Genomic DNA, 26,758 nt, shown 5'->3' on the forward strand with positions numbered 1-26,758 from the left:
ATGCTGCGTCTGTACACGTCGCGTTTGCCTGTCGAAGGCGGAAGTCATCGGATGCGGAGAACGAGGAGGGTGGCGATCACGAGCATCGCCGTCACGATCCAGAAGCGGACGACGATCTTCGCCTCGTGGACGCCGAGCGCCTCGTAGTGGTGGTGGAGCGGGGCCATCTTGAAGACGCGCTTGCCCTCGCCCGTCGTGCGCTTGGTGTACTTGAAATAGACCGTCTGAATGATCACCGAGAGCGTCTCGACGAAGAAGATGGCGCAGAGCACGGGCAGCAGCAGCTCCTTCTTGATCATGAGGGCGAGCGTCCCGATCGCGGCGCCGAGCGCGAGCGAGCCGGTGTCGCCCATGAAGACCTGCGCGGGGTAGCCGTTGTACCAGAGGAAGCCGAAGCACGCCGCCGCCATCGCCGCGGCGAAGACCGTCAGCTCGCCCGTCTGCGGGAGGTAGATGTCGTTGACGAAGTCGGCGAGGTTCACATTCCCCGTGATGTAGCAGAGCCCGATCAGCCCGATCGCGACGAAGGCGCTCGTCCCCGTCGTCAGCCCGTCGAGCCCGTCGGTGATGTTGACGGCGTTCGAGACGGCGGTGACGATGAATACGACGATCGGGATGTAGATCAGCCAGCCGATGTCGAAGCCGACGATGGGGCTGAGGAAGTCGTAGTCGAACGTGCCGTCGGCGATGAAGGGGAGGCTCGAGAGCGTGTTCGTCTCGCGGAGCGTGGGGAGGAAGTAGAGCATCGCGCCGAGGAAGAGCCCGAGCGTCGTCTGCCCGCCGATCTTGACCCATTCGTTGACGCCCTGCTTGTTCTTCATCACGACCTTGATGTAGTCGTCGGCGAAGCCGATCGCGCCCATCCAGAGGGTCGCGAGGAGGATGAGGAGGATGTAGGGATTCGTGAGGTCGCCCCAGAGCAGCGTCGCGCCGCAGAGCGCGAGGATGATGATGACGCCGCCCATCGTCGGCGTGCCGGCCTTGTGCTCGTGGCTGACGGCGCCGGCGTCGACGCCCTCGCGGATCGTCTCGCCGAGCTGGCGGGCGCGGAGGAAGCGGATGATCTTCTTCCCCGCGAAGAGCGCGATCGCGAGGGCCGTCACCGCCGCGAGCGACGCGCGGACGGTGATGAAGTTGAAGACCTGAAAGCCGGGCGGCTCGTAGGTGACTTCCAGCCACTGAAGAAGGTGATAGAGCATGGGTCGGGGGATCGGGGGTGCGGAGGCGGCGGGCGGAGGATACCGGTGTTAGCCGCCGCCACTGGCGCGGTCGCGGAATCTTTGCCGGACGTGCTCGCGGTCGTCGAAGTCGCGCTTCTCGGTGCCGACGATCTGATAGGTCTCGTGCCCCTTCCCGGCGATCACGATCACGTCGCCCGGCGCGGCCCCGTCGACGGCGCAGCGGATGGCTTCGGCGCGGTCGGGGACGACGGCGGCGGCCTCGGGCGCGGTCATGCCTTCGCGGATCTCGGCGAGGATGGCATCGGGGTCTTCGGTGCGCGGGTTGTCGTTCGTGAGGATCACGCGGTCGGCGAGGGCCTCGGCGATGCGGCCCATGACGGGGCGCTTGGCGCGGTCGCGGTCGCCGCCGCAGCCGACGACGCAGGTGAGCGCGGCGCCGTCGGGCATCATGTCGCGCACGGTGCGGAGCACGTTCTCGAGCGCGTCCGGCGTGTGGGCGTAGTCCACGACGGCGACGGTGCCGTCGTCGGCCCTCGTCGTTTCGAGGCGGCCAGGCGGCGGCGCGGCCTCGGCAAGCGCGTCGAGCACGGCCGCTTTCTCGTAGCCGAGCGCGCGGCCCACGGCGTAGGCGGCGGCGAGGTTGTAGGCGTTGAACGCGCCGGCGACCCGGAAGCGTCGGACCTCGCCGTCGAGCCGGAGGCGGAGCCCGTCGGGCGCGTTCGCTTCGATCTCAAATGGAATGTCGGCGGCGGGACCGGGACCCGAAGCTCCGTAGGTCACGGTCCGCGCCGCCGACCCCTCCACCATCGCCCGCCAGGCCGCGTCGTCCCGGTTGACGATAGCTACGGCGTCTCCGTCGAGGCCGGCGAACAGGGATGCTTTCGCGTCGCGGTAGGCCTCGGCCGAGCCGTGGTAATCGAGGTGGTCGTGGGTGAGGTTCGTGAAGACGGCGGCGGCGAAGCGCTGGCCCCGCACGCGCTGCTGGACGAGCGCGTGGCTCGACACCTCCATCGCGCACGCGGTGCAGCCGTCGCCCGCCATCTCGCGGAGGAGCGCGTTGAGCGCGAGCGCGTCCGGCGTCGTGTGCGTCGCCGGGCGGCGCTCTTCGCCGATGCGGACCTCGACGGTGCCGAGCAGCCCGGCCTTCGCGCCGAGCGTCGTCAGCATGTCGTGGAGCAGGTACGCCGTCGTCGTCTTGCCATTCGTCCCCGTCACCCCGACGAGCTTCAGCTCGTGGCTGGGGTGATCGAAGTAGAAGCCCGCCATCTCGGCGAGGGCCGCCCGCGCGTCCGTGACGGTCACGAGGGCAGCCCCGCCGGGGGGGGGTGTTTCGGGAGGCGACGTGCAGACCACCGCCGTCGCCCCGTGTTGCACAGCCTTGTCAATGAACAGGTGCCCGTCGGCCTGCCCGCCGGCAATCGCGACGAAGCAGGTTCCGGGCTCGACGGCGCGGCTATCGTGCGCCAGGCCGTCGATCGTGATGTCAAGATTTCCCGTGGCCGTCACGAGCAGCCCCGCTTCGCGGAGAGGGGCCAGCAGGCGGCGAAGCGGAAGCGGCTCACGGCGACGCACGGGATTATTGGCAGGCCAGCCACGCGGCGCCGGGGAGGGAGGCCCCCGGCGCAGGCGACTGGTCGGTGACGACGCCCGCACCGCGAACGGTCGCGGGGACGCCGAGGGAGGCGAGCCACGCCGTCGCCTGCCGGGCGCTGAGGCCTTGGAGGTTCGGCATCGTGGGCTCGGACGTCGTGGGAGTCTGCAGATCGGCGGCGAGGCGAACCGTCCGGCGCGGGTCGAGGGGTGTTCCCGCGCTGGGGTGTTGGACGGCCACCTCCCGCCACCCGTCACCTTCCGTGGCGACGGGGAAACCATGCGTGCGAAGCTGCTGGGCGGCGATCTCCTGCGGCAGCCCGGTCACAGCCGGGACCTCCGCCACGACCCGCGCCGGGAGCGTGTCCGCCGCCGCGATCCGGCCGGCGAGCGCAGGCACGACGCCCGTCCACCGCTCCGCCACACGCGCGAAGACCGGGGCCGAGACCGTCCCGCCGTAGTTCCCATTCTTCGGGTGGTGCATGAGGACGATCATCGCCACCTCGGGCGCATCCGCCGGGAACATCCCGACGAACGTCGCGCGGTAGATCGACGTGTAGCCGCCCTGCGTCGCGAGCCGGGCCGTGCCCGTCTTCCCCGCGATCCGCAGCCCCTCGACGACGGCGCGCGGCGCGGTGCCGTCTTTCGAGACGACGCGCTCGAACATCGGCCGCAGCGTCTCGGCGGTCTCGGGGCGGAAGGCGCGGCGGATGGAGTCCTGCGGCGCGGTCCACAGCGTCCGCCCGGCCACGCTCCGCCGCTCAGCGACGAGGTAGGGGTGGACGAGGAGGCCGCCGTTCGCGAGCGCGCAGTACGCGGTGAGGATTTGCAGCGGCGTCGCGTCGACCCCGTAGCCGATGCTCATCGAGGTCTGCGTCGAGCCGCTCCAGCGCTCGGGCTTGCGGAGCGTGCCGCCCGTCTCGCCCGGCAGGTCGATCCACGTCGGCTGGCCGAAGCCGAGGTTGCGCGCGTACTGATAGAAGGTGCCGGGGTCGAGCCGCTGCCCGGTCTTGGCGAGGGCGACGTTGCTCGACTTCGCAATCGCCTCGGCAAACGTGATGGTGCCGTAGGCGTGGGAGTCGCGCATCGTCCGCCCACCGAAGACGGCCCAGCCCGCGCCCGTCTCGATCGAGTCCTCGGGCGTGACGATGCCGCTCTCGAGCGCGGCCACGGCCGTGACGAGCTTGAACGTCGAGCCCGGCTCGAGCTGGTCGGTGATGGCGTGGTTGCGGCGGGCGGCCTCGGAGAACGCGCTCGCGCGGTTGGGGTCGTAGTCGGGCACGTTCGCCATCGCGAGCACGGCGCCGGTCTTCGGGTCCATCGCGATGGCCGTGCCCCACGTCGCGTCGGCCTCTTCGACGCCGCGCACGAGTTCCTCCTGCAGGATCGACTGGAGCACGAGGTCGAGCGTGAGGACGAGCTGCTGCCCGTGCTCGGGCTCGACGACGCTGCCGCCGACGAGCGCCTTGATGAAGCCGCGGCGGTCGCGTTGCACGGCCTGCCGCCCAGCGTGCCCGCTAAGGATCGCGTCGTACTGCATCTCCAGCCCCGCCGTCCCGCGCAGGTCGGTGTCGACGTGGCCGAGCACGTGCGAACCGATGCGGTCGTAGGTGTAGCGGCGGGCGAAGCGCGGCGTGAGGATGACGCCGGGCACGCCCCACTCTTCGAGCTTCTCCTTCTGCGCTTCGCCGAGGCTCCGGTGGAGGAGGACGTACTGCCGGCTCGTGCGGCCCCGCACCTCGCTGCGCACGCTCGCCGCGCTCCGCCCGACGAGGCGGCCGTAGTCTGCGTAAAACGCCTCGGCCCGATCCGCGAAGCCCGGCGCCGTCGGGTCGAGCGCGACTTCGTAGCGGGCCGTGTTGACGGCGAGCGTCCGGCCCGCCCGGTCGAGGATCGCCCCGCGCACGGCCGGGATCGTCACGAAGCTCGACGCCTGCCGCTCGCCCTGCGCCCGCAGCTCCGGCCCGTCGCCGACGTAGATCCGCACGAGCTGCGCGGCGATCGCCACCGGCAGCAGGCACAGCAACGTCAGCACGACGTAGAGGCGGTTGAGGATGGAGGTGCGAGCGTTCACGGGGAGGAAGCGGCAGAGCGCAGCACGCTGCGTCTGTACGAGGGCGGGTTATTCGGTGGAGTTGAGGAGGATCGTCGGGCCGTACTGCGAGCCGGGTTCGAGCCCGAGCGCGGCGGCGCGGTCGAGGATCACCGACGGCGCGGTCATCCGGTCGAACTCGCCCCGGAGCCGGTTGTGTTTGAGGACGAGGCGGAGCTTCTCTTTCTGGAGCTGCTGCACCTCGGCGACGAGGTCCTGCGTGGCGTAGACGTGGCCGACGTAGAGCGTGAAGAGTGCGCACGCCGCCACGAGGAGGACGGCGAAGCGGAGCGTCGGCACGCCGTCGACGAGGCCCGGCTTGGCCTCGCGCTTCTGCTTCACCGTGTTGGCCTTGCTCGCCGAGAGGTCCGACCACGCCGGCAGCTTCGCGACGGGCACGGCCTTCGCCGGGGCCTTCGTCGAAACGCTCCGGCTGCGCCGGCGCGAGACCGACGCCGCCTGCGCGGCGCTCCGCCGGCCGCGCGACTTCTTCGTCGGGCGCGGGAGCGGGGCAGACTTGGTTCGGGAGGAAGCCATCAGGAATCGTGCGTAGGGGCGCAGCATGCTGCGCCCGGAGAATCAGGAAGAGCGAGGGTAGGAGAAGGCCGTGCCGAGCCCCGACGTTTCGGGGTCGCGCTTCGCGGCGATGCGGAGGCGGGCGCTGCGGGCGCGGGGGTTCGCCGCGATCTCGTCGTCGCTCGCCGTGATCGGCTTGCGCGTGACGAGGTCCCAGGGCGTGAGGAGGTTGCCGTAGAAGTCGCGGACGGGCTCGCCCTCGAAGTTGCCGTAGCGGAGGAACTGTTTGGCGCGGCGGTCTTCGAGCGAGTGGTACGCGATGACCGCCATTCGCCCGCCCGTCTTCAGCACCCGCAGCCCGGCGACGAGCGCGCGCTCCAGCACGGCCAACTCGTCGTTGACCGCGATGCGGAGCGCCTGGAACACCCGCGACAGCGTCTTCACTTCCTCGCGCGAGAACACGGCCGAGCGCACCGCGTCGGCGAGCTGCCCCGTCGTCTCGATCGGGCGGGCGTCGAGGATCGCGCGGACGACCTTCGAGGCGCGCGGCTCTTCGCCGTAGGCGCGGAGGATGTGGACGAGCTCGTCGGGCTCGGCGCGGTTGACGAGGTCGGCGGCGGAGAGCGGGGCGTCCGTGTCCATCCGCATGTCGAGTGGGCCGCTCGCGGCGTACGCGAACCCGCGCCCCGCCTCGTCGATCTGGTGCGACGACACGCCGAGGTCGAGCAGCACGCCGTCGACGCTCTCAATCTCTGCATCGGCGAGGAGGCGTTCGAGATCGCCGAAGTTGCCGCGGAGCGTGCGGAAGCGCGTGCCCTCGGCGTCGAGCCGGGCCGTCGCGGCTGCGAGCGCTTCGGGGTCCTGGTCGATCCCGATCACGCACCCGTCCGGACCGAGGCGGTCGAGGAGCGCCGCCGCGTGGCCCCCGCCGCCGAGCGTGCCGTCAACGTAGGTGCCCGCCGGGTCGGTCACGAGCCCGTCGACCACCTCTTTATATAGGACCGGGGCGTGGTACCCCGTCGCGTAGGGCGCGGCGTGCGCGGGATCCCGACGGTCGGCTCGGTCAGTCATGGCGGTAGCAATAGTCATGAGCGCCCCCCCATCACCTGCTGGGCGGCGGTCTTGTACGTGCTGGACTGCTCGGCGAAGTAGGCGTCGAGCTCGTCCGGGTCCCAGACTTCGAGGTGGTCCACGGTGCCGATGACGACGGCGGTGTCGGAGATGCCGGCGAAGTCGCGGAGCTCGGCGGGGATCACGATGCGGCCCTGCTTGTCGAGCGTCACGTCCTCGGCCCACATCGTGATCGTGCGGACGAAGTGGCGGGTCTCCTCGTCGGCGAACTGGTTGAGGCGATCGAACTGCTCCTCCTGCTGCTCCCACACGTCGAGGGGGTAGAGGACGACGCAGTTCTCGATGCCACGCGTGGCGGTGAACGTCTCGTTCGCTTCGGGGCTCATGACGCGCCGCATCTTCGCCGGGATCGCGAGGCGACCCTTTTCGTCGACGGAGTTTTGAGAGCGTCCTTTGAAGCGTGCCATCGTGCGCGGGGCGGTCGGGCGGCAGGGAGGGTTGTGGAGGCGTTCCCCACTTCTCCCCACCGCGCATCAAAGTAGCATGCATATATCTAAAGTCAAGCAAATACGCCCTAAATGAGCCCATTTTGTGGATAAGTAGAGGTGTAATAGAAAATCACACATATACTTTCAGGTGAAATACCCCTCCGATCTCCCGTCCCGCCGCCGAAAGGTGAAAATCATGTCACCCTGCCCTTGGTCGCTACTCAACGAGTGAAAATCATATCACCATACCCTATCTTCCGTCTGCACATACCTCCGCCCCCATGCCCCCAGTCCGTCTTACCGAGCGCCAGAACCGCGTCTTCGAACACATCCGCGCCTACTTTCGCGAGCACAGCAAGCCCCCCACGTTGAAGGAGATCGGCGACGCCCTCTCGATCCGCTCGACGAACGGGGTCTCGAAGCACCTCCACGCGCTCGAACAGAAGGGATACATCCGCCGCATCCCGAACGAAGCCCGCGGCATCGCCCTCGTCGATACCGGCGACGACCCGTTCGCCTTCGACGCCGAGGTGCCGAGCCTCCTCCTCGTCAGCCGCACCGACAGCGCGCAGCCGACGAAGCTCCGTAACCGGCCGAAGGGCGCACTTTACACCGACCCCCTCTTTCTCGGCCGCGCCGACGAGGACGCCTGCCTCCTCGGCCGCGCCGGCGACGACGGGATGAGCGACGTGGGCATCTTCAAAGGCGACTACCTCGTGATCGAAGAGCAGAAGTGGCGCCGGCTCCCCGACGGTGTCGTCGTCGCTGCGCTCGTCGGCGAGGCGCTCCTCGCCCGCACGTTCAGCTTCCTCAACGGTCGCCTCCACTTGCAGCCGGCGAACAAGTCGTACTCGAAGGAGGCGTACCCGCCGCGCGACCCGGCGTGCCACGTCATCGGCCCCGTGCTCAGCGTGATGCGGAAGCTCTGAAGCGAGCAGGCCTGAGGTCGTGCGCCGTTGCCTCCTCTCTGCCCTGCCGGGCATCTCTCCCCCAAAAGGAGAACGTGATTCCTGACCTCTTCGCCCTCTATCTGCTACCCCCGTCGCCGACTACGTCCCCTCGCCCCTCCGGGGAGAAGGACAGGGTGAGGGGCTAGTCCACCTACGGCGCTAGCCGAGGTCGAGTGTCCGATCCACGAGGGCGTCGAGCGCGTCGTGCTGGTGGCTGGAGACGACGACGATCCCGCCCGCCGCTTTGAAGCCGCGTAGCAGGTCGAGCGCCGCCGCGCTACTCGCCGTGTCGAGCCCGCGGAACGGCTCGTCCATCAGCAGCACGGCAGGCGCAGCGACGAGGGCGGCGGCCCACTGCGCCTTCCGCCGCATCCCGCTCGAGTACGTCCCGATCAGGTTCGCCCGCCGCTCGTCGAGCCGTACCGCGTCGAGGAGCGCGGCGATCCGCTCCGGCCCTGCCCCGTCCCACTGCTCCCGCGCGCGGAGCACCCACTCCAGCAGTTCCTCTGCCGAGAGGTATTCCGGCAACCCGGTCCGGTCGTGCACGACGCCGACGTGCTGCAAGTACCGGTGCGGGTGCACGTGCACGTCGAGGTCGCCGTAGCGCACCGCGCCCGAGGTCGGGTACGAGAGCGCAGTCAGCAGGCGGAGCAGCGTCGTCTTGCCCGACCCGTTCGGCCCGACGAGGCCAGTGATGGTGCCCGGCTCGAACGTGGCGGAAAGCCCGTCGAGCACGGGCGTGCCCTGCCCGTAGCGCTTCGTGACACGCTCGACTACGAGCGGCTCAGGCGAAGCGGCGGCGATAGCGAACTTCGGCGGCATAGGTGAACAACCAGGCGGTGAAAAAGGCGAGGCCGACATCGACGCCGACCCACAGCGCGACATCGGCGAGGGTGAAGTCGGCGTCGAAGAGGGCGATGACGGAGAGGGCGAGAGCGAGCGGCAGCGTCCAGCGGAGGTTGACGAAGAAGCGCGTCGCGGTCCACCCCAACGGGCTCTGCTGCGCGAGGCCGAACGCGCGAGGCCCGAGCGTTTCCGTTGCGAGCACACCGACCGCACCGTTCTTCGCCGCGAGGCCGAGTGCGAGCGCAGCGGCGATGACGCCGTCCGCTGCGTCCCGAGCGAAGAGCACCCACAGCCCGATCACGCCGAGCGCGAAGAGACGGCCGAGCGGGAGCCGGCGGTCGAGTTGGACGAGGCCGGCCCATACGTGCGGCCGGAGGCGGCGCGGTGCCCAGTAGACGGCGTCGGGGCGGACCGGCTCGCGCTGCGTCGTGCGCGGGCCGCCCGCCGTGAGCAGCTCGGTGTAGAGCGCGTTCGTGCAGTAGAAGTCGTGGTCGTACCCCGCGGCCCGGCGGGTGAGCGTCGCCGTCGCGACCCCCAGCAGCGCCGCGCCCGGCAGCCACGCGACGGCGACGAGTCCGGCATCCGCGAGTGCCGCCGTCGTCAGAATCACCGCTGCCCCGAGCGCGAACACCCGCGCCGACGCGAGCACCGTCGGCACGAGGCCGAACGGGATGTGCATGCTCGCGCGTTCTTCCTTTTCCACGAGCCGACGATACCAGCCACCCGCAAGGCCCTCCTGCCACGCCTGCGAGTCGGGGCCAATCGCCGTGTAGTGCGCGAAGGCGTACACCCCGACGCCGAGCACAACGAGCGCGACTTCGACGAGCGGCGCGCCCACTGCCCCGCCGATCTCGACGGCCAGCAGCACCGGCGGGACGAGGAACGCGGCGACGATGAAGCCCCACGGTCGCCCCTGCCGAACCAGCAGCGCGCGAGGCGACGGGTTGAGCATCTGCAGAAACGCGGCTGCCGCGTCCGGCAGCAGCACGTGCGGCGGTGCGACGGCGAAGATGCCCACCACGACGAACGCGTAGCGCAGCAGCACCTCGCGCAGCGACCCGCTGCCATCCACCGCGAACGCCGCGAAGAGGTATCCGAGCCCGCCGACGAGCAGGACCGTCCCCACCCGCCGCGCCGCGCTCCGATCCGTGGTCACATTCGGGATCGCCATCAGCGCAGGGTGCCGAGGTAGGTGATGCCATTGGGGAAGCCTGTGCGCGCGTCGGCGGGCAGTCGCTCGGCGAAGCCTTTGGGGTAGATGTTCAACCCCGGTAGCCGCTCGAACGAGACGTAGTCCACGCTACGGATGAGCTGCCGCTCGCCGAGCTCGGGGTCGGCACCCGTGCGGAGCGTGCCGCCGTCGATGGTACAGTGGAAGTAGAACGACACGGCATGGAGCGGCGGGCGGATGAAGTCGAGCACGTAGCGCAGCGGGCCGACGTGGACGCGCAGCCCGGTCTCTTCCTCGACCTCTCGCCGCAGCGCCTCAGGCAGCGCCTCGCCGAAATCGACACCGCCGCCGGGCGCGATCCAGAACGGCGGCGCCTCACCATTCGCGTTCGTGTGCATCGCCGCGTGCTCGACCAGCAGGACGGACGACGGCGCCGCCTCGTCGTCGAACAGCAGCCCGCCGACGCGGACGCGGACGCGGTTGCCGTAGGCTTCGGTGATGTGCGAGTCGGTCGAGGAGCGCGGCTCCATCGGTGGCGGGGGCGGGCGAAAGGGGAGGAAGGTACGGCGGTCCTCGCACGCCGGTTCACCCCGCCGCATACCGGAGTTGGACGACCCCGCTCGCGTACGACTGTGCCCCGACGAGCGGCAGCGCCGTGTGGGGCTGCGCACTCTCGAACAGCGGGATACCCTCGCCGAGCAACACCGGAATCACTGACAGGATGTATGCGTCGATCAGCCCCGCCGCCCGGAACGACGCGACGAGCCCACCCCCACCGACGAGCCACAGATCGCCGTCGATCCGCTCCCGCAGCGACGCCACAACCTCGGCCGGATCGCCCGACACGAACGTCACATTGGGATGCTCCCCTTCCGGCGGCGCGTACGAAAAGACGAACGAAGGCTTGCCCGGATACGGCCAGTCCCCGAAGCCGCGCACCTGCTCGTACGTCGCTCGTCCCATCACGAGCGCCCCGACGGAGGCGTAGAACTCGGCGTAGCCGTAGTCCTCACCGGACTCTGTCGCCACCGCGTCGAGCCAGCCCACGCCGCCGTCCTTGTCTGCGATGAACCCGTCGAGACTGACGGCGATGTAGAGGGCAACGTTCATCATTCCTCGCGGCGCAGCTTCTTCCCGAGGTCCTGCCGCCCGTGCAACACGGTTAGCACCTCGACGACCTCTCCGCCGACGAAATACACGATCCGATATCCGTCCCGCACGATTTCGCGGATGTGGCCCAACTCGGTTTCGGGGACCTGACGCCCCATCAGCGGGAACTCCGCGAGCGCACCGGCCGCTGCGTAGAGCCGTGCGACGAGCGACCGTGCGTACTGCGGCGACGAGCGTTCGAGGTATGCGCCCACCGCGTCGAGATCGCGGAGCGCCTGCGGCGACCACCGGACCTCAGCCACGGGCCTCTGCATCCCCGAGCCACCGGCTCAATCGCCACCCGGCCTCAGCGTGCGAGACGGATTTTCCCGCTTCGACCTCGCGCAACCCCGTCTCGATCTTTTGGAGCACATAGATCTCGTACTGAATCTCCTCGAACGAAGCATCGTCCGACAAGCGCCGGATCATATCGAGGGTCGCTTGCTTGGGCGTGGGATCAGGCATAGAGGCGAAGTAAGGTTCTAGCGTAGATACAACGAGTCGCGGCTTGTGTTCGCGAACGCTGCCATGCAGCCCGAGGTCAGCCTGCGCCACGGCTTATGCTGCCGCTGGTTGCGTGTTTGCCATCTCGATCACATGCCAAACAAGAAAAGAGAGCGCACCTGCGATGAAATAGCCGAACTGCCAACGCATGTACTTAGCTGCCTTGTCGTCGAGAAAATCTGCAGCTTTGCGGTACTCTTCCTCCAGACCCGCCACATAAGTCCTCTCCATGAGCTTCATGACGCCAGAGGCATTCACGCTTAGGGATTCATTGCGGTGCCAGATGCTACGGCATCCGAAAAAGAAGCTCAGGCCCCACAGAGCAACTGCGAAGCCAAGTGGTAGTTGAGAGACGGTTAGTGACTCCCCGCTTGTAATGCTGACTGCGAAGGCAACGGCGGAGGCAGAAGCAGCGAGCAGAAAATACACGTACTTCGTCCAAGCCTCGCGAAGTGTCTGGTGGAGGTACTTAAAGTCCTCCATCGTGTAGTCGTCAGATCCCATTGATAAGGCAGCATAACCGATAATTGAGCGGAATGCCGAGTGGCTTCTATTCCACCTTCGGCGCGGGAGCGGGCGTTCCGGCCTCGCCGTCGCCGCTGCGGAGGACTTTGGCGGAGGCGCGGCGGACCTTGCGGGTCGAGGTCGGCGGGCGCGGCGTCTCCAGCGTCCCCGCCGCCGTCGCGTGCGCCACGGCCGCGCCGACGAACGCCACGAAGAGGGGGTGCGGGTTCTGCACTGTGGACTTGTACTCCGGGTGGAACTGCACGCCGACGAACCACGGGTGCGCCACACCCTCCGGCCCCTCCTGCGGCAGCTCGATGATCTCGACCAGGTCGCGCTCGGGGTTCGTGCCGGTGAAGCACATCCCGTGCTCCTTCAGCTTGTAGCGGAGGTGGTTGTTGACCTCGAAGCGGTGGCGGTGCCGCTCCTGTACCTCGTCCGCGCCGTAGACCTCGCGTGCGAGCGAGCCCTCGGTCAGATGACAGTCGTACTGCCCGAGCCGCATCGTCCCGCCCTTCTCCGTGATCCCCTTCTGCTCCGCCATCAGGTCGATCACCGGGTGCGGCGAGTCGGGTGCGAACTCTGCCGAGTGGGCCTCGGGCCAGCCGCAGACGGTGCGGGCGAACTCGATCACGGCACATTGCATCCCGAGGCAGATCCCGAAGAACGGGACGCCGGTTTCGCGGGCGAACCGCGCCGCCTCGATCTTCCCCTGAATCCCGCGCTCGCCGAAACCGGGCGCGATGAGCACGCCCGACACATCGCCCAGCTTGTCGGCGACGTTCTTCGCCGTGATCCCTTCGGAGTGGACGGAGACGACCTCGACCTGCACACCGTGCGCCGCGCCCGCGATGATGAAGCTCTCCGAAATCGACTTGTACGCGTCCTGGTGCTCGACGTACTTCCCGACGAGCGCGACGCGGACCTTCCCCGTCGGGTCTTTGAGGCGGCGGAGGAACTCGACCCACCGGTCCATCTCCAATTCCCGCAGCGGCTCGCCGTGGGCGGCGGCCTCTTCGGCGAGGCGGAGCCGCTCGATCACGACCTGGTCGATGCCCTGCTCGCGGAGGAGGAGCGGGACTTCGTAGATGCTCTCGGCGTCCATCATCTGCACGACGGCGCGCTGCTCGACGTTGCAGAAGTTGGCGATCTTGCGGCGGATGTCGTCGTCGAGCGGATGCTCGGTGCGGCAGACGAGGGCGTCGGGCTGGAGGCCGTAGCTCTGGAGCGTCTTGACGGAGTGCTGCGTCGGCTTCGTCTTCAGCTCGCCGGCGGCGGCGAGGTAGGGGACGAGCGTGAGATGGACGAGGCACACGTTCGCCCGCCCCTCTTCGAGCGCGAACTGCCGGATGGCTTCGAGGTAGGGCAGGCTCTCGATGTCGCCCGCCGTCCCGCCGACCTCGGTGATGACGACGTCGTAGTCGCCCGTCGCGCCGAGCTTCCGCATCCACCCCTTGATCTCGTCGATGACGTGGGGGACGACCTGCACGGTCTTGCCGAGGTATGCCCCGGCGCGCTCCTTCTCGATCACGCCGGAGTAGACGCGGCCCGTCGTAACGTTGTTGGCCTGCGACATCGGCACGTCGAGGAACCGCTCGTAGTGCCCGAGGTCGAGGTCGGTCTCGGCGCCGTCGTCGGTGACGAAAACCTCGCCGTGCTCGTACGGGTTCATCGTCCCCGCGTCGACGTTGATGTAGGGGTCGAACTTCTGGATCGTGACGCGGAGGCCGCGGGCTTCGAGGATGCGGCCGAGCGAGGCGGAGAAGATGCCCTTGCCGAGGGAGGAGGTCACGCCGCCGGTGACGAAGAGGTACTTGGTCTGCACGGGAGTCCGGGTCTGGAGGCGGGGGATGTTTGCAAAAGGTACGGCCCGGCCGTGGCCCCGTCGCGCAGCCCTCGGCGAAAGCTCCGGCAAAAAGGGCGTGGCGGACCCCCCGCTTTCCTCGGGTCCTACGGGACACGTCCCTACGGACGCCGTCGGAAAGCTGTCCCCCTCGAAGGGGGACAGCCGCGCGTTGTCGTGAACGAACGAAGTGAGTGAACGCGAGCGCGGCAGGGGGTCCGCCCCGGAACCTTCCCTCGCTCTGCGCCTCTATGCTCCGCCCCACCTTCTCTGCCGATGACCTACCTCGCGTTCCACTTCGTCTTCATCCTCCCGCTCATCGCGGTCTTCGCCGTCCTCGTGGCCCGCGTGCGCCGGATGCGTGACCTCCGCCCCGATGCGCTCGCCTACATCGGGCTGATCGCGGGCGTGGCGTTCGTCTACACGATCCCGTGGGACAACTACCTCGTCTACCGCGACGTCTGGTCGTACGGCCCCGATCGCGTGCTCGCCGTCATCGGCTACGTGCCCGTGGAGGAGTACGCGTTCTTCCTGCTCCAGCCCGTGCTGACGGGGCTGTGGTACCTCCTCGTCCGCGACCGGCTCGGCCACGTCGCGGCCCCGGCGACGGGGCGGGCGAAGAGCGTTGGCGTCGCGTTCTTCCTCGCGCTCACGCTCGTCGGGGTCGCGCTCCTCATCGGCGGCGGGCACGGGCTGTACATGGGACTCATCCTCGCGTGGGCCTCGCCCGTCCTCGCCGGGATGTGGGGACTCGCCGGCGAGGCGCTGTGGGCGAACCGCCGTGCGATCACGTGGACCGTCGCCCCGATCACGCTCTGGCTGTGGATTGCCGACCGCATCGCGATCGGGCTCGGCATCTGGGACATCACCGACGCGACGCGCTCCGGCATCGACCTCGTCGGGCTCCCCATCGAAGAGGCGACGTTCTTCCTCATGACGAACCTGCTCGTGGCAAAGGGCCTCCTGCTGCTGAGCCTGCGGCAGACCGCCGCCCCACCCGTTTCGGCGTAGCCGCGACACCCCCGATCCGGCCCGATGGGATCAGATCGTGATGTTCATCGGTGAAATGCCCCTGTGAGCTTCCGCTCCTCTCCCTTCTCGTTTGTCCTCAGAGGCCCCGCCCTCTGACCCCGATCTCCGCTCCGCCATGCCGCTCCCCGTCTCCGCCGGCCCTCCGCCGTGGTCCCACTCCGACCCGGACCGCGATTCCGACCAGCCCCTCCCCGATTCTGCCGCGCCGGTTCCGACGACTGACCTCGGCCGCCTCGTCGTTGTCGCAAACCGGGCGCCGGTGCGGGAAGAGGACGGCGAGTGGCAGCCATCGATCGGCGGGCTCGCGACCGCGCTGCTGCCGGTGCTGGAGCAGCACGGCGGCGTGTGGGTCTCGATGCAGGAGGACGACGCGCCGGAGCACCAGCCCTACCCCGCCGACGAGCCGCAGTTCACGATTCGCCGCGTGCCGATGTCCGAGGACGAGCGCGCCAACTACTACGAGGGCATGGCGAACAGCGTGCTCTGGCCCGTCTCGCACTACCTCCTCCAGCACCTCGCCCTGGAGCGCGCCTTCATCGAGGACTACCGCCGCATCAACCGCCGCTTCGCCGACGCCGTGCTCGATGAGGCCGAGCCCGACGACACGATCTGGGTGCAGGACTACCACCTGATGCTGCTGCCGGGCTACGTGCGCGAGAAGCTCCCCGACGCGCGGATCGCCCACTTCTGGCACATCCCGTGGCCCGCGATGGAGGTCTTCCGCATCCTCCCGTGGGCGCGCGAGCTCGTCCGCGGCCTGCTCGGCTGCGACTTCATCGGCTTCCACGTGCAGGAGTACGTCGACAACTTCCGCGAGACGGCCCGGACCCTCCTCGGCGCCGAGCTGACGGACGGGGGCGTGCGGTGGGAAGGCCGCGAGGTCCGCGTCGAGGCGCATCCTATCGGCATCGACGTGGGGTACTTCGAGGAGACGGCGCGCTCGGAGGAGACGGCACGCCAGGCCGAGCGTCTCCGTGCGGAGTCCACGGCCGAGCTCCTCCTCGTCGGCGTGGACCGGCTCGATTACACGAAAGGCATCCCCGCCAGGCTCCAGGCCTTCGAGCTGTTCCTCGAACGGAATCCGGAGTACCGCGGGCGCGTCAGCCTCTACCAGATCGCCACCCCGAGCCGGACGGGCGTCGAGTCGTACCAGGAGCTCAAGCGCGAGGTGGACGAGGTCGTCGGCCGGATCAACGGAGCGTTCTCCGAGGGGCAGTGGGTGCCGGTCCACTACTACTACCGCTCGTTCGCGCAGGACGAGCTGTGCGCGTACTACCGCGCCGCCGACGCCGCCCTCATCACCCCGCTGCGCGACGGGATGAACCTCGTCGCCCACGAGTTCGTCGCCGCGAACGAGCGGGGTGCCCTTGTCCTCTCCGAGATGGCGGGCGCGGCCTACCTCCTCTCCGGCGCCCTCCTCGTGAACCCGTACGACGAGGACGGCCTCGCCTCGACCATCAAGTCCGCACTCGAGATGGAGCCCGAGGAGAAGCGGCTACGGATGGACGCGCTCAAAGCGCACGTCGCCGACCTCGACGTCCACCGCTGGGCCGACCGATTTCTCGCCTCGTTCGTCGCCCCGTCGTCATGACCCGACCGCCCCACCCCGACCGCCCCCTCCTCTTCCTCGACTACGACGGCACGCTCGCCCCGATCGTGGACGACCCGGCGGCGGCACGCCCCCACCCCGCCATCCCCGCGTTGCTGGCCCGGCTCCACGCGCGCTACCCCGTCGTCGTCGTCACCGGCCGCCACCTCGACGACCTCACCGGGTTCTTCGCCCCTGCCCCATCGCCGATCCGCGCCGTCGGGCTGCACGGGACGCAGGAGGGGCGCCTCGGCGAAACGCCCCGCCACACCCTCTCCGACGAAGCCGCCGCCGCCCTCGCCGCGCTGCGCGAGAAGGTCCCCGCGCTCGACGGGCTCCACGTCGAGGACAAAGGCCCCGCCTTCGCCGTCCACTACCGCGCCGTCGTCGATGAGGCGGCGGCGCTGCACCGGCTGCGTGCGTGGGCCGACGGCGTGCCCGACGCGCTCGAACCGGTGTGGGGAAAGAAGGTCGTCGAGCTCCGGCCCGTGGGAACGAGCAAGGGCGTCGCCGTGCGCCGGATCGCGGCCGAGCACCCGGACCGCACGCCGGTCTACCTCGGCGACGACGTGACGGACGAGGACGCCTTCGCCGTGCTCGACGCGCCCGCCGTCACGGTGAAAGTGGGCGAGGGCGAGACGGCCGCGCGCTACCGCCTGCCCGACGTCGACGCCGTCGTGGACTACCTTCGCGGCTTCCTCGACGGCTAGCGCGCTTGCTGATCGGGGCGGGCGTCGCCGATCCGCCCTTCGGCCGGCTTCCGGGCGACCATGAGCAGGCCGGTGCCGGTCGGGTTCTTGTCGCGGAGGTCGAGCTTGTTGAGGGCGAGGCCGGCGGGAAGCGCGGGGAGGTAATAGAACGGGAGGACGGCGCCGAAGGCGAGGCTCCGGTTCAGCAGTTGGATGGGCCACTTCACGAGGAGCCGCCACGCCGCCGAGCCGTAGCGGCCGTAGGTGTACATCCAATCGGCCACCTCCAGCCCCGCCGTCTCCAGCTTCTCCTGCAGTTCGTCCGGCGGGTAGCCGTCGCGGACGTGCTCGCCGATGAAGCTCTCGTCGCCCTCGTCCGTCACGCCCGAGCCTCCGGCGTCGCTCGGCGTGTTGACGACGGCGTAGCCGCCGGGCCGGAGCACGCGGTGGAAGTTGCGAAAGACGGCGCGGTCGTCCTCGATGTGCTCCATCACGTCGACGGAGAGCGCGAGGTCGTAGACGCCCTCTTCGGCCATCGGCTCGGTGAGGTCGAGCTGGCGGAAGGTGATGCGGGCGGCGTGCGGCGTCTGGTCGAAGAAGGTGCGGGCGCGGGCGAGGTACTCCGCCTTCACGTCCACGGCCGTGACCTCGACGCGGGGGAACGTGTCGAGGAGGAAGTAGGCGTACTGCCCGAAGCCGGTCCCGGCGTCGAGCACGCGGATCGGCCGGTCCGTCGGCATCGTCTCGATGAGGGCTTCGACCTCGCGCTGGACGTACCACGCGCGCAGGAAGACGGTATCGAGCAGCCGGTAGAAGACCTTGTTCATCCGGGGCGAGCGGGTGAACAGGCCGCCGAGACGGTCTTTTACGGGGTCGTAATCCATGATCGGTGATCCGTGGAACTCAAATAGAAACGGTCGTACTCGGGCTCACACGCCCTCGGCCAGCCCTTCGAGCGCTTCGCAGACGTGGCGCCAGTCGGTCGCAGCGCGCACGGCGCGGACGCCCTCAGCGAGGGACGCGGCCATGTCCTCCTCGAAGAACCGCACAGCGGCGGCGGCGAGCGCCCCAGCGTCCTCGGGCGGGACGACGAGCCCGGCCCGCTCGTGCGGCACCGACTCGGCGAGGCCGCCGACGTCCGTCGTGAGGACGGGGCGCTCGAAGTGGAACGCGACCTGAGCGACGCCGCTCTGCGTGGCCGAAAGGTACGGCTGCACCACGAGGTCCGCCGCGCCGAAGTAGGGCGCCACCTGCTCGCTCGGGACGTACTCGTCTTCGAACCGGACGGCGGCGTCGAGCCCGAGCCGGCGGACCTGCTCGCGGTACGGCGCCGCGTCGTCGTAGAACTCGCCGGCCACGACGAGGCAGGCGTCGGGCAGGCGTTCGAGGATGCCCGGCATGGCGTCGAGCAGGACGTGGAGCCCTTTGTAGCGGCGGACGAACCCGAAGAAAAGCAGGACGGGCGCCTCGGCCGGGAGGCCGAGCAGGGCGCGAGCCTCAACGCGCGGGACGGCCTCGCCGAAGAAGTCGTACGTCGGATGCGCCGCCTGCCGGACCGGCACGCCCGGCGCCAGCCGCTCGGCGTCGCGGCGGACGCTGTCGGAGAGGACGAGCAGCCCGTCGCAGGAGCGGAGGAAGTAGCGGCTGAGGGCGCGATCACCCGGGCGGCGCTCGTGCGGGAGCGCGTTGTGGACGACGGCCAGACGCTTCGCCCCATCGCCGAGCCGCCGCCCGATCGTCCCGAGCGCGGGCGCGAAGAACGGCATCCAGTACTGGAACACGACGGCGTCGGGCGCGAGGGCGCGGAGGTGCCGCGCCGTCCGTAGCCACGAGCGCGGCCCGATCGTGTCGATCAAGCGTGGGGCGTCGAGCGCGTCCTCCGCCGGCGTCGTCTCGTACTGCGTGCGGCCGGGGAAGAGCCGCTCCGGGTACTGCCGGGAGAACGTGACGGCGCTGACGCGGTGGCCGCGCGCCTCCAGGCTCCGCCCGAGCGACTGCGTGAAGTGCGCGATCCCGCCCCGATACGGATAGAGCGGGCCGACAAGGACGATGTGTTGAGGCTTCGACACGGACAGGGCGATGACGGGGCGCCGAAGATAACGCCCACCGGCCCCTTCGCCCGAACGGCGCGCGGGGAGGCCCCGCTCGCATCAATGCGATGGCTCCGACACGAACGCCCGCATCGTCACCCCGGGCTCCGCGAAGACACGCATCTCCGCCGACGGGCGCGCGGGCTCGACCCCGACGAACTCCGGAGAGGCGAAGATCGCCGCGAACGTCGCCTCCCGGTCCGCCCACGCCGTGGAGTCGGCGTACTCCGTCATCAGGAGGACGTCCCATCCGCGGACGGAGTCGGGCGACGCTACGAAGGCGCGATACGAGAGGACGGCGCCGCGCGTCCGCGCGAGGCGTCGCGCATTCGCCCAATTCGTTTCAATCGACTGGACGTAGTCCGCCTGCGCCCCCGGCAGCGTCCGAATGAGATCCACCGACCACACCGGCTCGGGGATCGGCGGATCGGCCACCGCGACCATCGGCCGACACGCCGAAAGCCCGCTCGCGACGAGGAGGAACACGGTTAGACTACATAGAATGAAGAGGATTCGCATGAGATACGCTCGGTTGCGCGGCGGCTGACCCGCACCGTTTACTCGAAGGGTTCGACGAGCATCAGGTCGCTCTCGACGCGGTCCACCTGCGCGAAGACGACGCGGCGGCCGTCGGCGGTAGCGGTCAGCCCCGGCTCGGCGGGCATGAACTGGCCGAGGGGGAAGGGCAGCAGGTCGGTCTCGCCCGTGGCCAAGCCGAGCCGCATCACGCGCAGCGTGCCGTCGATCCGCCGTGGGAACAGCACGCCAGCGTCCGTCACCGCCCAACTCGTCGCCGCGGTCGGGGGCAATGCATCGGTGACGAGCCGCTCGGGGCCGCCCGCGACCGGCCGCGCCCACAGCCCGGCCACACCTGGCTTCGCGTACAGCACCTCCGTCCCGTCGGTCGACTCCTCGCCGGTGAACCCGCCCGCGTCGGTCACGCGCACGGCCTCGCCCCCCTCCGCCGGCATCGTCCAGAGCTGCCACGCCCCGTCGCGGTTCGAGCCGAAGTAGAGCCGGCGCCCGTCGCGTGACCAGCGGGGCGCGACGTCGTCGGCGTCGGAAGGGGTGAGGCGGCGCGTCGGGCCGCCGGCGGGGTCGATCACGAAGAGGTCAGCCGTCGTCTCGGGACGGGCCTGAAACGCGATGCGCGTCCCGTCCGGCGACCAGCGCGGGGCTTCGACGGACGCGCCGCCGAAGTCGGTCAGCCGCGCCGGGTTCGCCCCGTCGCCGTCGGCGAGCCAGACCTCGGGCGGGCCGGAGCGGTTGGAGATGAACGCGAGCCGAGCGCCGTCCGCGCGGAGGTGCGGGTGCTTGTCCCACCACGTCGAGACGACGAGCGGCCGGGCTTCGGCGCTGTCCACATCGGCTCCCCACAGGTTGATCTCGAACGCCCACTCCTCGAACACGAGCCGCCCGTCGCCGACCTCGGGCTGGCCGGGATCGCGGGCGACGAGGCCTCGGACCCGCTCCGGCGTGCCCCCGGTCGCCGGCATCCGCCAGAGCTCGTACATCCCCGTCCGACTCGACGAGAACAGCACGTCGCGGCCGTCGTGGCTGAAGGCCGTCCCGGCGAGGCCGCGGTCGTCGTGCGTGAGCCGCTCGGGCGTGCCGTCAGGGAGGGCGAGGCGGTAGAGGTCTTCGCCACCGCCGCTCGTGCGCCGTCGGAAGAGGAGCGCGCCGCCGTCGGGCGCGAACACGGGATCGAGGTCGCCCGCCGACGTCGGCGGTGGATCGGTGAGCGGGCGGTGCGCGCCCGTGGCGAGGTCGAAGAGGGCGAGGCGGACGGGCGAGGCGGACGTGTCGCGGGTGACGAACGCGAGCGCCTGCCCGTCCGGGGCGAACGCGAGGCCCCACGGGAACGCCGGCACGTCGGTGAGGCGGCGAGGCTCGCCGCCGAGCGCGGGGACGGTGAACAGCCCGCAGCCTGCGTCGCCACAGCGGACGAACGCGACGCTCCGGCCGTCGGGTGCCCACGCCGGACTCGCGTCGCCGCCGTCGCCGTCGGTCAGTTGCAGCGGGGCGCCGTCGCCGAGGACGCGGACGAAGAGGCGGCCCCGCTCGCCCGGCTCGGCGTGGACGTAGAGCACGCGCGAGCCGTCGGGCGAGAGCGCGGGCGCGGTCTCCAGTCCGGGCGCGCTCGTGAGCGGGCGCGTGGCGGGCTCGACGGGGAAGTCGCTTCCGCCCCACACGCTGATGGCGACGAGGGCCGCGAGCGCGAGCGCGACGAAGCCCCACGCCAGCCCCATCTGCCACCGGAACGCCGGATCTGTGCCCCCGCCTGGCCCTACCGCCGCCTCCTCTTCCGGCTCGGCGGCCGGCGCAGACCGGGTCACGGAAAGGGCGAAGTCCGACGCCTCCGACGCGACGGGCACGCCATCGCCGAGGTGGTGGACCGGCGCGATCAACCGGTAGCCGACCGTCGGGATCGTCTCGATGACGCGGGGCGTGCGGGGGTCGTCGTCGAAGAGCTTGCGGAGCTGGGAGATGCAGCGGCTGAGGGCGTTCTCGGTGACGTAGACCTCGGGCCAGACGGCTTCGAGCAGTTCGTCCCGCGTGACGGGCTCGCCTGCGTGCGCCGCGAGGAGGGTCAGCACCTGCATCGGCTTCGGCTCGACGTGGACGGTCTCGCCCGGCCGCGTCATCTCGTGCGAGCGCGGCAGCACGGTCCATTCGCCGATGCGGAAGCCGTCGGCGAGGGGCGTGAGGAACGAAGCGTCGTAGGGCATCGGGCGGAGGTGCGGGCTCGGAGAAGCGTAGCGACCGGGCGGGGGATGCGTCAAGGTACTACGCCCGCCCCGGCCGGACCGGCGCTGACGGGCCCGGAACGGCGATCATCACCTCCTCATCAGGTCTCCGAAGGAAACCGTCACGCCGTCCGCAAGCGCGGGGCATCGGCGCGCAGCTAGCATGGCGCACCGGCCCTCGATCCGCCCACTCATCCCCTGCCGCCATGCGCCCCTCTCGCTACGTCCTCCTCTCGCTCGCCATCGTCCTGCTCTATCCGTGCGACGGGTACGGGCAGCCCGTGTTCACCGAAGTCACCGACGGCGACCTCGTCACGGCGGTCCGCTCGTGGGGCGCGAGTTGGGTGGACATCGACGGCGACCTCGACCTCGACCTCTTCGTGAGCCGGCAGGCGACGACGGGCGGCAACCGGCTCTACCTCAACGACGGCGGCACGCTCACCCTCGCCGACGCGGGCGCGCTCACCGACGCCGCCACGCCCGGCTCGCTCGGCCACACCTGGGCCGACTACGACAACGACGACGACCTCGACGTGTACGCTGTCGGCGGGTGGGTTAGCGGGGCCGGCCACCTCTTCCGTAACGACGGCGGCACGTTCGCCCTCGTCGACGCCGCGCCCGTCGCGCCGAGCGACGACAACCGGGGCTGGAGCGCGGCGTGGGGCGACTTCGATGCCGACGGCTTCGTGGATCTCGTCGTGGCCCACCCGGCGGGGTTCGTGGGGGTCTCCCAGCCGAACCACCTCTTCCACAACGAGAGCGGTAGCGCGTTCAGCCGCGTCGCTGACGGTCCTGTCGTCACCGGGCTCGCCCCGTACACCGTCGCCTCGTGGAGCGACTACGACCTCGACGGCGACCTCGACCTCTTCATCGGCAGCGGACCAGCGAACGGGAGCGTGGCGCCGGATTTCTTCTACGAGAACGACGGCGCCGGCGCGTTCAGCCGTCTGGAGACGGAACCGTTCGCCACCGATGCGCGCGACGGGCAGGTGGTAAACTGGATCGATGTCGATAATGACGGCGACCTCGACGTCTACATCACCAACTACACGGGGACGGCGACGAACGACTTCTACCGCAACGACGCGGGCACGTATGTCGCCGTCACCGATGACCCCCTCGCCGATGACACGGGCGGGCTCCGCCTCGCCAACACCTGGGGCGACCTCGACAACGACGGCGACCTCGACGCCTTCATCACGACCGGCGGGAACGCCGCGGACCGGCTCTACAGCAATGACGGCGATGGGACGTTCACGCGCATCGCGTCATCGCCCCTCACGACGCGCGCCGATGCCACCTCCGGCGCCACGCTCGGCGACTACGACGGCGACGGCGACCTCGACCTCGCCGTGACGACGCAGGTGAACGGCGGCGGGCCGGTGCGCCTCTACCGCAACGACACGGACACCGCCAACGGCTGGCTCAAGCTGAACCTCGTCGGGGTCGCCTCGAACCGCGCCGCGATTGGCGCGCAGGTCCGCGCTACGGCGACGATCGGCGGGAGCGCGGTGACGCAGTTCCGCGAGGTCTCGGCGCAGAACACGTTCAACGGGCAGAACGCGCTCACCGTCCACCTCGGGCTGGGCGATGCGGCGGCGGTCGAGACACTCGAAATCACGTGGCCGTCGGGCGCCGTAGATACGTTCGAAGACGTGCCGGCGAACGCCTTTTTCGAAGTAACGGAGGGCGGCGGGCTCATCGCCGTCGCGAATGAATCGGACGGCCTCGGCAGCGTGCCGTCGCTCGGGCTCGATGCGAGCTACCCGAACCCGTTCGCCGAGCGGACGATGATCCCGTACCATCTCGGGCAGGCGGGACCCGTCTCGCTCGCCGTGTACGACCTCCTCGGCCGCCGCGTCCGCACGCTCGTGGACGCCGCGCGGCCCGCCGGCTCCCACACCGCGACGTGGGATGGCCGCGACGCATCGGGCCGCCGGCTGAGCGCGGGCGTCTACCTCTACCGGCTCGAAGTCATAGATCCCGCTCGCGGGGCAGGCGAGCGGGCAGAGACGCGGCGCCTCGTGCTCGTACGCTGAGCGGCCCGGGAGCGCCGCGCCACCGCGAAGGGATGGCGGCGCGGCGCTCCACTCACTTTCTCTCCGACCCTCTCCCCCATGCTCCGCACCGCGCTCGTCGCCCTCTGTCTCTGTCTCGCTCCGCTCGCACATGCCCAAACGCCGTGCCCCTCCGCCGAGGCAGACCAGCTCGATTTCTGGGTCGGCACGTGGGACCTGACGTGGCCCGGCGGGCAAGGCGGCACGCCGGAGGGCGAGACCGGGCGCGGGACGAACACGATCACGCGCGAACTCGACGGCTGCGTCGTCCACGAGCGGTTCACGGCGGAGGGCGGGTTCGAGGGCGAGAGCGTGTCGGTGTTCACGCCGCAGGGCTGGCGGCAGACGTGGGTCGACAACCAGGGCGGCTACCTCCTCTTCACCGGCGGGATGGCGGGCGGCGCGATAGAGCTGCGCACGGCGCCGTTCACGAACCCGCAGGGGCAGGAGGTGGTCAGCCGGATGACGTGGCGCAACGTGACGGCCGACGCGCTCGACTGGCACTGGCAGCGCTCGGCGGACGGCGGCGCGACGTGGGCCGACGTGTGGGTGATCCGCTACGCCCGCCGCTGATGGCCGCGCCTCAGACCACGTCCGGGACGTAGACCTTCACCTCGTCGTGCCGCCGCAGCTGAACGGTGCCGGACTTCGCGCCGCGCGGCTTCCGCACGTCGCAGGCGCGGCACACGCTGACGGTCACTTTCCCGCCCGCCGCCCGCGCCTTCGAGTGGAACGCGGCCAGTTCCGCCGCCCGCTTCACGACCGTCTTCGGCACGTCACCCCCGCCCGGATTCCGCACGACGACGTGGCTACCGGGCACCCCACCGACGTGGAGCCAGAGGTCTTGCGGATCGGCCACGCTGAACGTCAGCCGGTCGTTGTCGCGGGCGCTCGCGCCGACGAGGATCTCGAAACCCTCGGCCTCGAAGGTCTGGTAGTCGGCGGCAGGCGGGCGTTCGGGGCGGGGCATGGGAACGTTCAGAGAGTCGGTGCTCAAAAACTACGGGGGACGCCGGATCAGTGGCCCATCGCCACGTCGAGCGCGCCGGGCTTGTCGTGGATGGCGACGCGGTCGAGGAGCGTCGCGCTCGCCGCGTTGAGGCCGACGACTTCGGCGTGCACGCCGCGCTTGCGGAAGCGGAGCACGGCCTTGTCGATGGCGGCAACCGCCGAGGCGTCCCAGATGTGGCCGTGCGTGAGGTCGATCAGCACGCGGTCCACGTCCTCCTGGAAATCGAAGTGGGCGAGGAAGCCGGTAACGGTGACGAAGAAGAGGTCGCCGTTGAGGACGTAGGTCCGGGTCCGACCGTCGTCGCTGAGCGCGTCCTCCATGAACGCGACGTTCGCCACCTTCCGCGCGAAGAGGAGCGCGCTGAGCACGACGCCGACGAACACGCCGATCGCGAGGTCGTGCGTGTAGACGACGGTGCCGACGGTCACGCCCATCACGAGCGTCTCGCTGAACGGAAGCGCCGTCACCTTCAGCGACGACCAGTCGAACGTGCCGATCGAGACCATGAACATCACGGCCACGAGCGCGCCCATCGGGATCAGCACGAGCCAGTCGGCGAGGACGAGGATGAAGAAGAGCAGGAACGCGCCCGCCGCGAACGTCGAGAGCCGGCCGCGCCCGCCCGACTTCACGTTGATGACGGACTGCCCGATCATCGCGCACCCGGCCATCCCGCCGAAGAAGCCGGTGATGACGTTCGCGATGCCCTGCCCGCGCGCCTCTTTGTTCTTATCGCTCGGCGTGTCCGTCATCTCGTCGACGATCGACGCCGTCAGCAGCGATTCGATCAGCCCGACGAGCGAGAGGGCGATGGCGACGGGGAAGATGATTCGCAGCGTTTCGAGCGAGAACGGCACGGCGGGCAGGCTGAAGAACGGCAGCGTCGTCGGCAGCGCGCCCATGTCGCCGACGCGGCTGAGCCCGCCGCCGGTCGTGAGCGAAACAAGCGTGAGCGCGATGATGGCGACGAGCGGCGAGGGCACCGCCGTCGTCACGCGCGGCAGGAGATAGATGATGGCGAGCGCGCCCGCGACGACGGCATACATCATCCACCCGGCTCCGACGAAGAGCGGGAGCTGCGCCATGAAAATGAGGATAGCGAGCGCGTTGACGAACCCGACCATCACGGGCTTCGGGACGAACTTCATGTAGCGCCCGAGCTTGAACCACCCGAAGACGATCTGTAGCACGCCCGTCAAGATCGTCGTGGCGAAGAGGTAGTCGAGCCCGTAGTCGCGGACGAGCGTGATCATGAGGAGCGCCATCGCGCCCGTCGCGGCGGAGATCATGCCCGGCCGGCCGCCGACGAACGCCGTGATGACGGCGATCGAGAACGAGGCGTAGAGCCCGACTTTGGGGTCGACGCCGGCGATGATCGAGAAGGCGATCGCCTCGGGGATGAGCGCGAGGGCCACGACGACGCCAGCGAGCAGGTCGCCGCGGACGTTCGAGAACCACTCGGCTTTGAGGGTTTTGGTGCTGGGGAGCGAGAGGCCGTAGCGGCGGTCGCCGAGGATGGTACGGAGATTCAAAAGCGTCCTATCGGTGAGGAGGGGGCTCGCCCGGCGGGCGGCGGGAAGCGACGCGAAGCAGCGGCTCGACCCGAAACAAAAAGGACTCGGACACCGCCCGAGCCCC

26 protein-coding genes are annotated in these 26,758 nt (G+C 69.9%); 6 read left to right on the forward strand and 20 right to left on the reverse strand.

Features of this window, described 5'->3' with window-relative positions:
• Positions 1-44: 44 nt before the first annotated feature.
• From mraY to mraZ, 6 genes are read right to left on the reverse strand one after another with little or no spacing between them, the layout of a single operon-like run.
• Positions 45-1,199, reverse strand: a complete 1,155-nt coding sequence (gene mraY / locus ABJF88_09355) for a phospho-N-acetylmuramoyl-pentapeptide-transferase (GenBank protein MEP0547128.1) — start codon at positions 1,197-1,199, stop codon at positions 45-47.
• Between the two features lie 48 nt (positions 1,200-1,247).
• Positions 1,248-2,753 carry a UDP-N-acetylmuramoyl-L-alanyl-D-glutamate--2,6-diaminopimelate ligase gene (locus tag ABJF88_09360; protein ID MEP0547129.1) on the reverse strand — a complete coding sequence of 502 codons (1,506 nt, stop codon included), beginning with the start codon at positions 2,751-2,753 and terminating at the stop codon, positions 1,248-1,250.
• A gap of 4 nt (positions 2,754-2,757) precedes the next feature.
• Positions 2,758-4,845: a penicillin-binding transpeptidase domain-containing protein gene (locus ABJF88_09365; GenBank protein MEP0547130.1), complete on the reverse strand. Its 2,088-nt coding sequence runs from the start codon at positions 4,843-4,845 to the stop codon at positions 2,758-2,760.
• A gap of 48 nt (positions 4,846-4,893) precedes the next feature.
• Positions 4,894-5,400, reverse strand: coding sequence for a hypothetical protein (locus ABJF88_09370; protein ID MEP0547131.1), 507 nt, complete (start codon positions 5,398-5,400; stop codon positions 4,894-4,896).
• A 42-nt stretch (positions 5,401-5,442) separates the two neighbouring features.
• The gene (gene rsmH / locus ABJF88_09375; GenBank protein ID MEP0547132.1) at positions 5,443-6,450 is read right to left on the reverse strand and encodes a 16S rRNA (cytosine(1402)-N(4))-methyltransferase RsmH; all 1,008 of its coding nucleotides are present in this window, start codon (positions 6,448-6,450) and stop codon (positions 5,443-5,445) included.
• A gap of 14 nt (positions 6,451-6,464) precedes the next feature.
• Positions 6,465-6,917, reverse strand: coding sequence for a division/cell wall cluster transcriptional repressor MraZ (gene mraZ, locus ABJF88_09380; protein MEP0547133.1), 453 nt, complete (start codon positions 6,915-6,917; stop codon positions 6,465-6,467).
• 302 nt (positions 6,918-7,219) lie between these two features.
• Here mraZ and ABJF88_09385 point away from each other — a divergent pair, with 302 nt between their 5' ends.
• Positions 7,220-7,867, forward strand: a complete 648-nt coding sequence (locus ABJF88_09385; protein MEP0547134.1) for a S24 family peptidase — start codon at positions 7,220-7,222, stop codon at positions 7,865-7,867.
• Positions 7,868-8,047: 180 nt separating this feature from the next.
• Here ABJF88_09385 and ABJF88_09390 read toward each other — a convergent pair whose 3' ends face one another.
• From ABJF88_09390 to ABJF88_09425, 8 genes are all read right to left on the reverse strand, one after another.
• Positions 8,048-8,710, reverse strand: a complete 663-nt coding sequence (locus ABJF88_09390; protein MEP0547135.1) for an ABC transporter ATP-binding protein — start codon at positions 8,708-8,710, stop codon at positions 8,048-8,050.
• Positions 8,673-9,905 (reverse strand): hypothetical protein, encoded by a 1,233-nt coding sequence (locus ABJF88_09395; GenBank protein ID MEP0547136.1) that lies wholly within the window; start codon positions 9,903-9,905, stop codon positions 8,673-8,675. Before ABJF88_09395 ends, ABJF88_09390 begins: the two co-directional genes overlap by 38 nt.
• Positions 9,905-10,435 (reverse strand): NUDIX hydrolase, encoded by a 531-nt coding sequence (locus ABJF88_09400; GenBank protein MEP0547137.1) that lies wholly within the window; start codon positions 10,433-10,435, stop codon positions 9,905-9,907. The genes ABJF88_09395 and ABJF88_09400 overlap by 1 nt, the downstream gene beginning before the upstream one ends.
• Positions 10,436-10,490: 55 nt before the next feature.
• Positions 10,491-11,018, reverse strand: coding sequence for a dihydrofolate reductase family protein (locus ABJF88_09405; protein MEP0547138.1), 528 nt, complete (start codon positions 11,016-11,018; stop codon positions 10,491-10,493).
• Positions 11,015-11,317 carry a type II toxin-antitoxin system RelE/ParE family toxin gene (locus ABJF88_09410; GenBank protein MEP0547139.1) on the reverse strand — a complete coding sequence of 101 codons (303 nt, stop codon included), beginning with the start codon at positions 11,315-11,317 and terminating at the stop codon, positions 11,015-11,017. The genes ABJF88_09405 and ABJF88_09410 overlap by 4 nt, the downstream gene beginning before the upstream one ends.
• On the reverse strand, positions 11,310-11,519 hold the full coding sequence (locus ABJF88_09415) for a hypothetical protein (GenBank protein ID MEP0547140.1): 210 nt from the start codon (positions 11,517-11,519) through the stop codon (positions 11,310-11,312). Before ABJF88_09415 ends, ABJF88_09410 begins: the two co-directional genes overlap by 8 nt.
• A 93-nt stretch (positions 11,520-11,612) precedes the next feature.
• Complete coding sequence (locus ABJF88_09420) at positions 11,613-12,041, reverse strand: hypothetical protein (GenBank protein ID MEP0547141.1); 429 nt, start codon at positions 12,039-12,041, stop codon at positions 11,613-11,615.
• Between the two features lie 67 nt (positions 12,042-12,108).
• Positions 12,109-13,887, reverse strand: a complete 1,779-nt coding sequence (locus tag ABJF88_09425) for a CTP synthase (protein ID MEP0547142.1) — start codon at positions 13,885-13,887, stop codon at positions 12,109-12,111.
• Between the two features lie 294 nt (positions 13,888-14,181).
• On the opposite strand from ABJF88_09425, the gene ABJF88_09430 reads away from it, so the two are divergent.
• The 3 genes from ABJF88_09430 to otsB all read left to right on the forward strand — a co-directional run bounded on the left by ABJF88_09430 (position 14,182) and on the right by otsB (position 17,235).
• Positions 14,182-14,916, forward strand: coding sequence for a lycopene cyclase domain-containing protein (locus ABJF88_09430; GenBank protein MEP0547143.1), 735 nt, complete (start codon positions 14,182-14,184; stop codon positions 14,914-14,916).
• 136 nt (positions 14,917-15,052) lie between these two features.
• Positions 15,053-16,528, forward strand: coding sequence for a trehalose-6-phosphate synthase (locus ABJF88_09435; GenBank protein ID MEP0547144.1), 1,476 nt, complete (start codon positions 15,053-15,055; stop codon positions 16,526-16,528).
• A complete protein-coding gene (gene otsB / locus ABJF88_09440; GenBank protein ID MEP0547145.1) occupies positions 16,525-17,235 on the forward strand; it encodes a trehalose-phosphatase in 711 nt (236 codons plus the stop codon). Before ABJF88_09435 ends, otsB begins: the two co-directional genes overlap by 4 nt.
• On the opposite strand, the gene ABJF88_09445 is transcribed toward otsB, so the two are convergent.
• From ABJF88_09445 to ABJF88_09460, 4 genes are all read right to left on the reverse strand, one after another.
• On the reverse strand, positions 17,232-18,098 hold the full coding sequence (locus ABJF88_09445) for a class I SAM-dependent methyltransferase (GenBank protein ID MEP0547146.1): 867 nt from the start codon (positions 18,096-18,098) through the stop codon (positions 17,232-17,234). The genes otsB and ABJF88_09445 overlap by 4 nt on opposite strands.
• Before the next feature lie 45 nt (positions 18,099-18,143).
• Positions 18,144-19,283 (reverse strand): glycosyltransferase, encoded by a 1,140-nt coding sequence (locus tag ABJF88_09450; GenBank protein ID MEP0547147.1) that lies wholly within the window; start codon positions 19,281-19,283, stop codon positions 18,144-18,146.
• An 81-nt stretch (positions 19,284-19,364) separates the two neighbouring features.
• Positions 19,365-19,823: a hypothetical protein gene (locus tag ABJF88_09455; GenBank protein MEP0547148.1), complete on the reverse strand. Its 459-nt coding sequence runs from the start codon at positions 19,821-19,823 to the stop codon at positions 19,365-19,367.
• A gap of 38 nt (positions 19,824-19,861) precedes the next feature.
• Positions 19,862-22,033, reverse strand: a complete 2,172-nt coding sequence (locus tag ABJF88_09460; GenBank protein MEP0547149.1) for a winged helix-turn-helix domain-containing protein — start codon at positions 22,031-22,033, stop codon at positions 19,862-19,864.
• A gap of 224 nt (positions 22,034-22,257) precedes the next feature.
• On the opposite strand from ABJF88_09460, the gene ABJF88_09465 reads away from it, so the two are divergent.
• Both ABJF88_09465 and ABJF88_09470 read left to right on the forward strand, forming a co-directional pair.
• On the forward strand, positions 22,258-24,090 hold the full coding sequence (locus ABJF88_09465) for an FG-GAP-like repeat-containing protein (GenBank protein ID MEP0547150.1): 1,833 nt from the start codon (positions 22,258-22,260) through the stop codon (positions 24,088-24,090).
• A gap of 78 nt (positions 24,091-24,168) precedes the next feature.
• Entirely contained in the window at positions 24,169-24,681 is a 513-nt protein-coding gene (locus tag ABJF88_09470) for a hypothetical protein (GenBank protein ID MEP0547151.1), read from the forward strand.
• Between the two features lie 10 nt (positions 24,682-24,691).
• Here ABJF88_09470 and ABJF88_09475 read toward each other — a convergent pair whose 3' ends face one another.
• Both ABJF88_09475 and ABJF88_09480 read right to left on the reverse strand, forming a co-directional pair.
• Positions 24,692-25,078: an NFACT RNA binding domain-containing protein gene (locus tag ABJF88_09475; GenBank protein ID MEP0547152.1), complete on the reverse strand. Its 387-nt coding sequence runs from the start codon at positions 25,076-25,078 to the stop codon at positions 24,692-24,694.
• Between the two features lie 47 nt (positions 25,079-25,125).
• On the reverse strand, positions 25,126-26,637 hold the full coding sequence (locus tag ABJF88_09480; protein ID MEP0547153.1) for a SulP family inorganic anion transporter: 1,512 nt from the start codon (positions 26,635-26,637) through the stop codon (positions 25,126-25,128).
• Positions 26,638-26,758: the final 121 nt, after the last annotated feature.

The sequence above is a fragment of the Rhodothermales bacterium genome, from assembly GCA_039944855.1.
GTDB lineage: Bacteria > Bacteroidota > Rhodothermia > Rhodothermales > JANQRZ01 > JBBSMX01.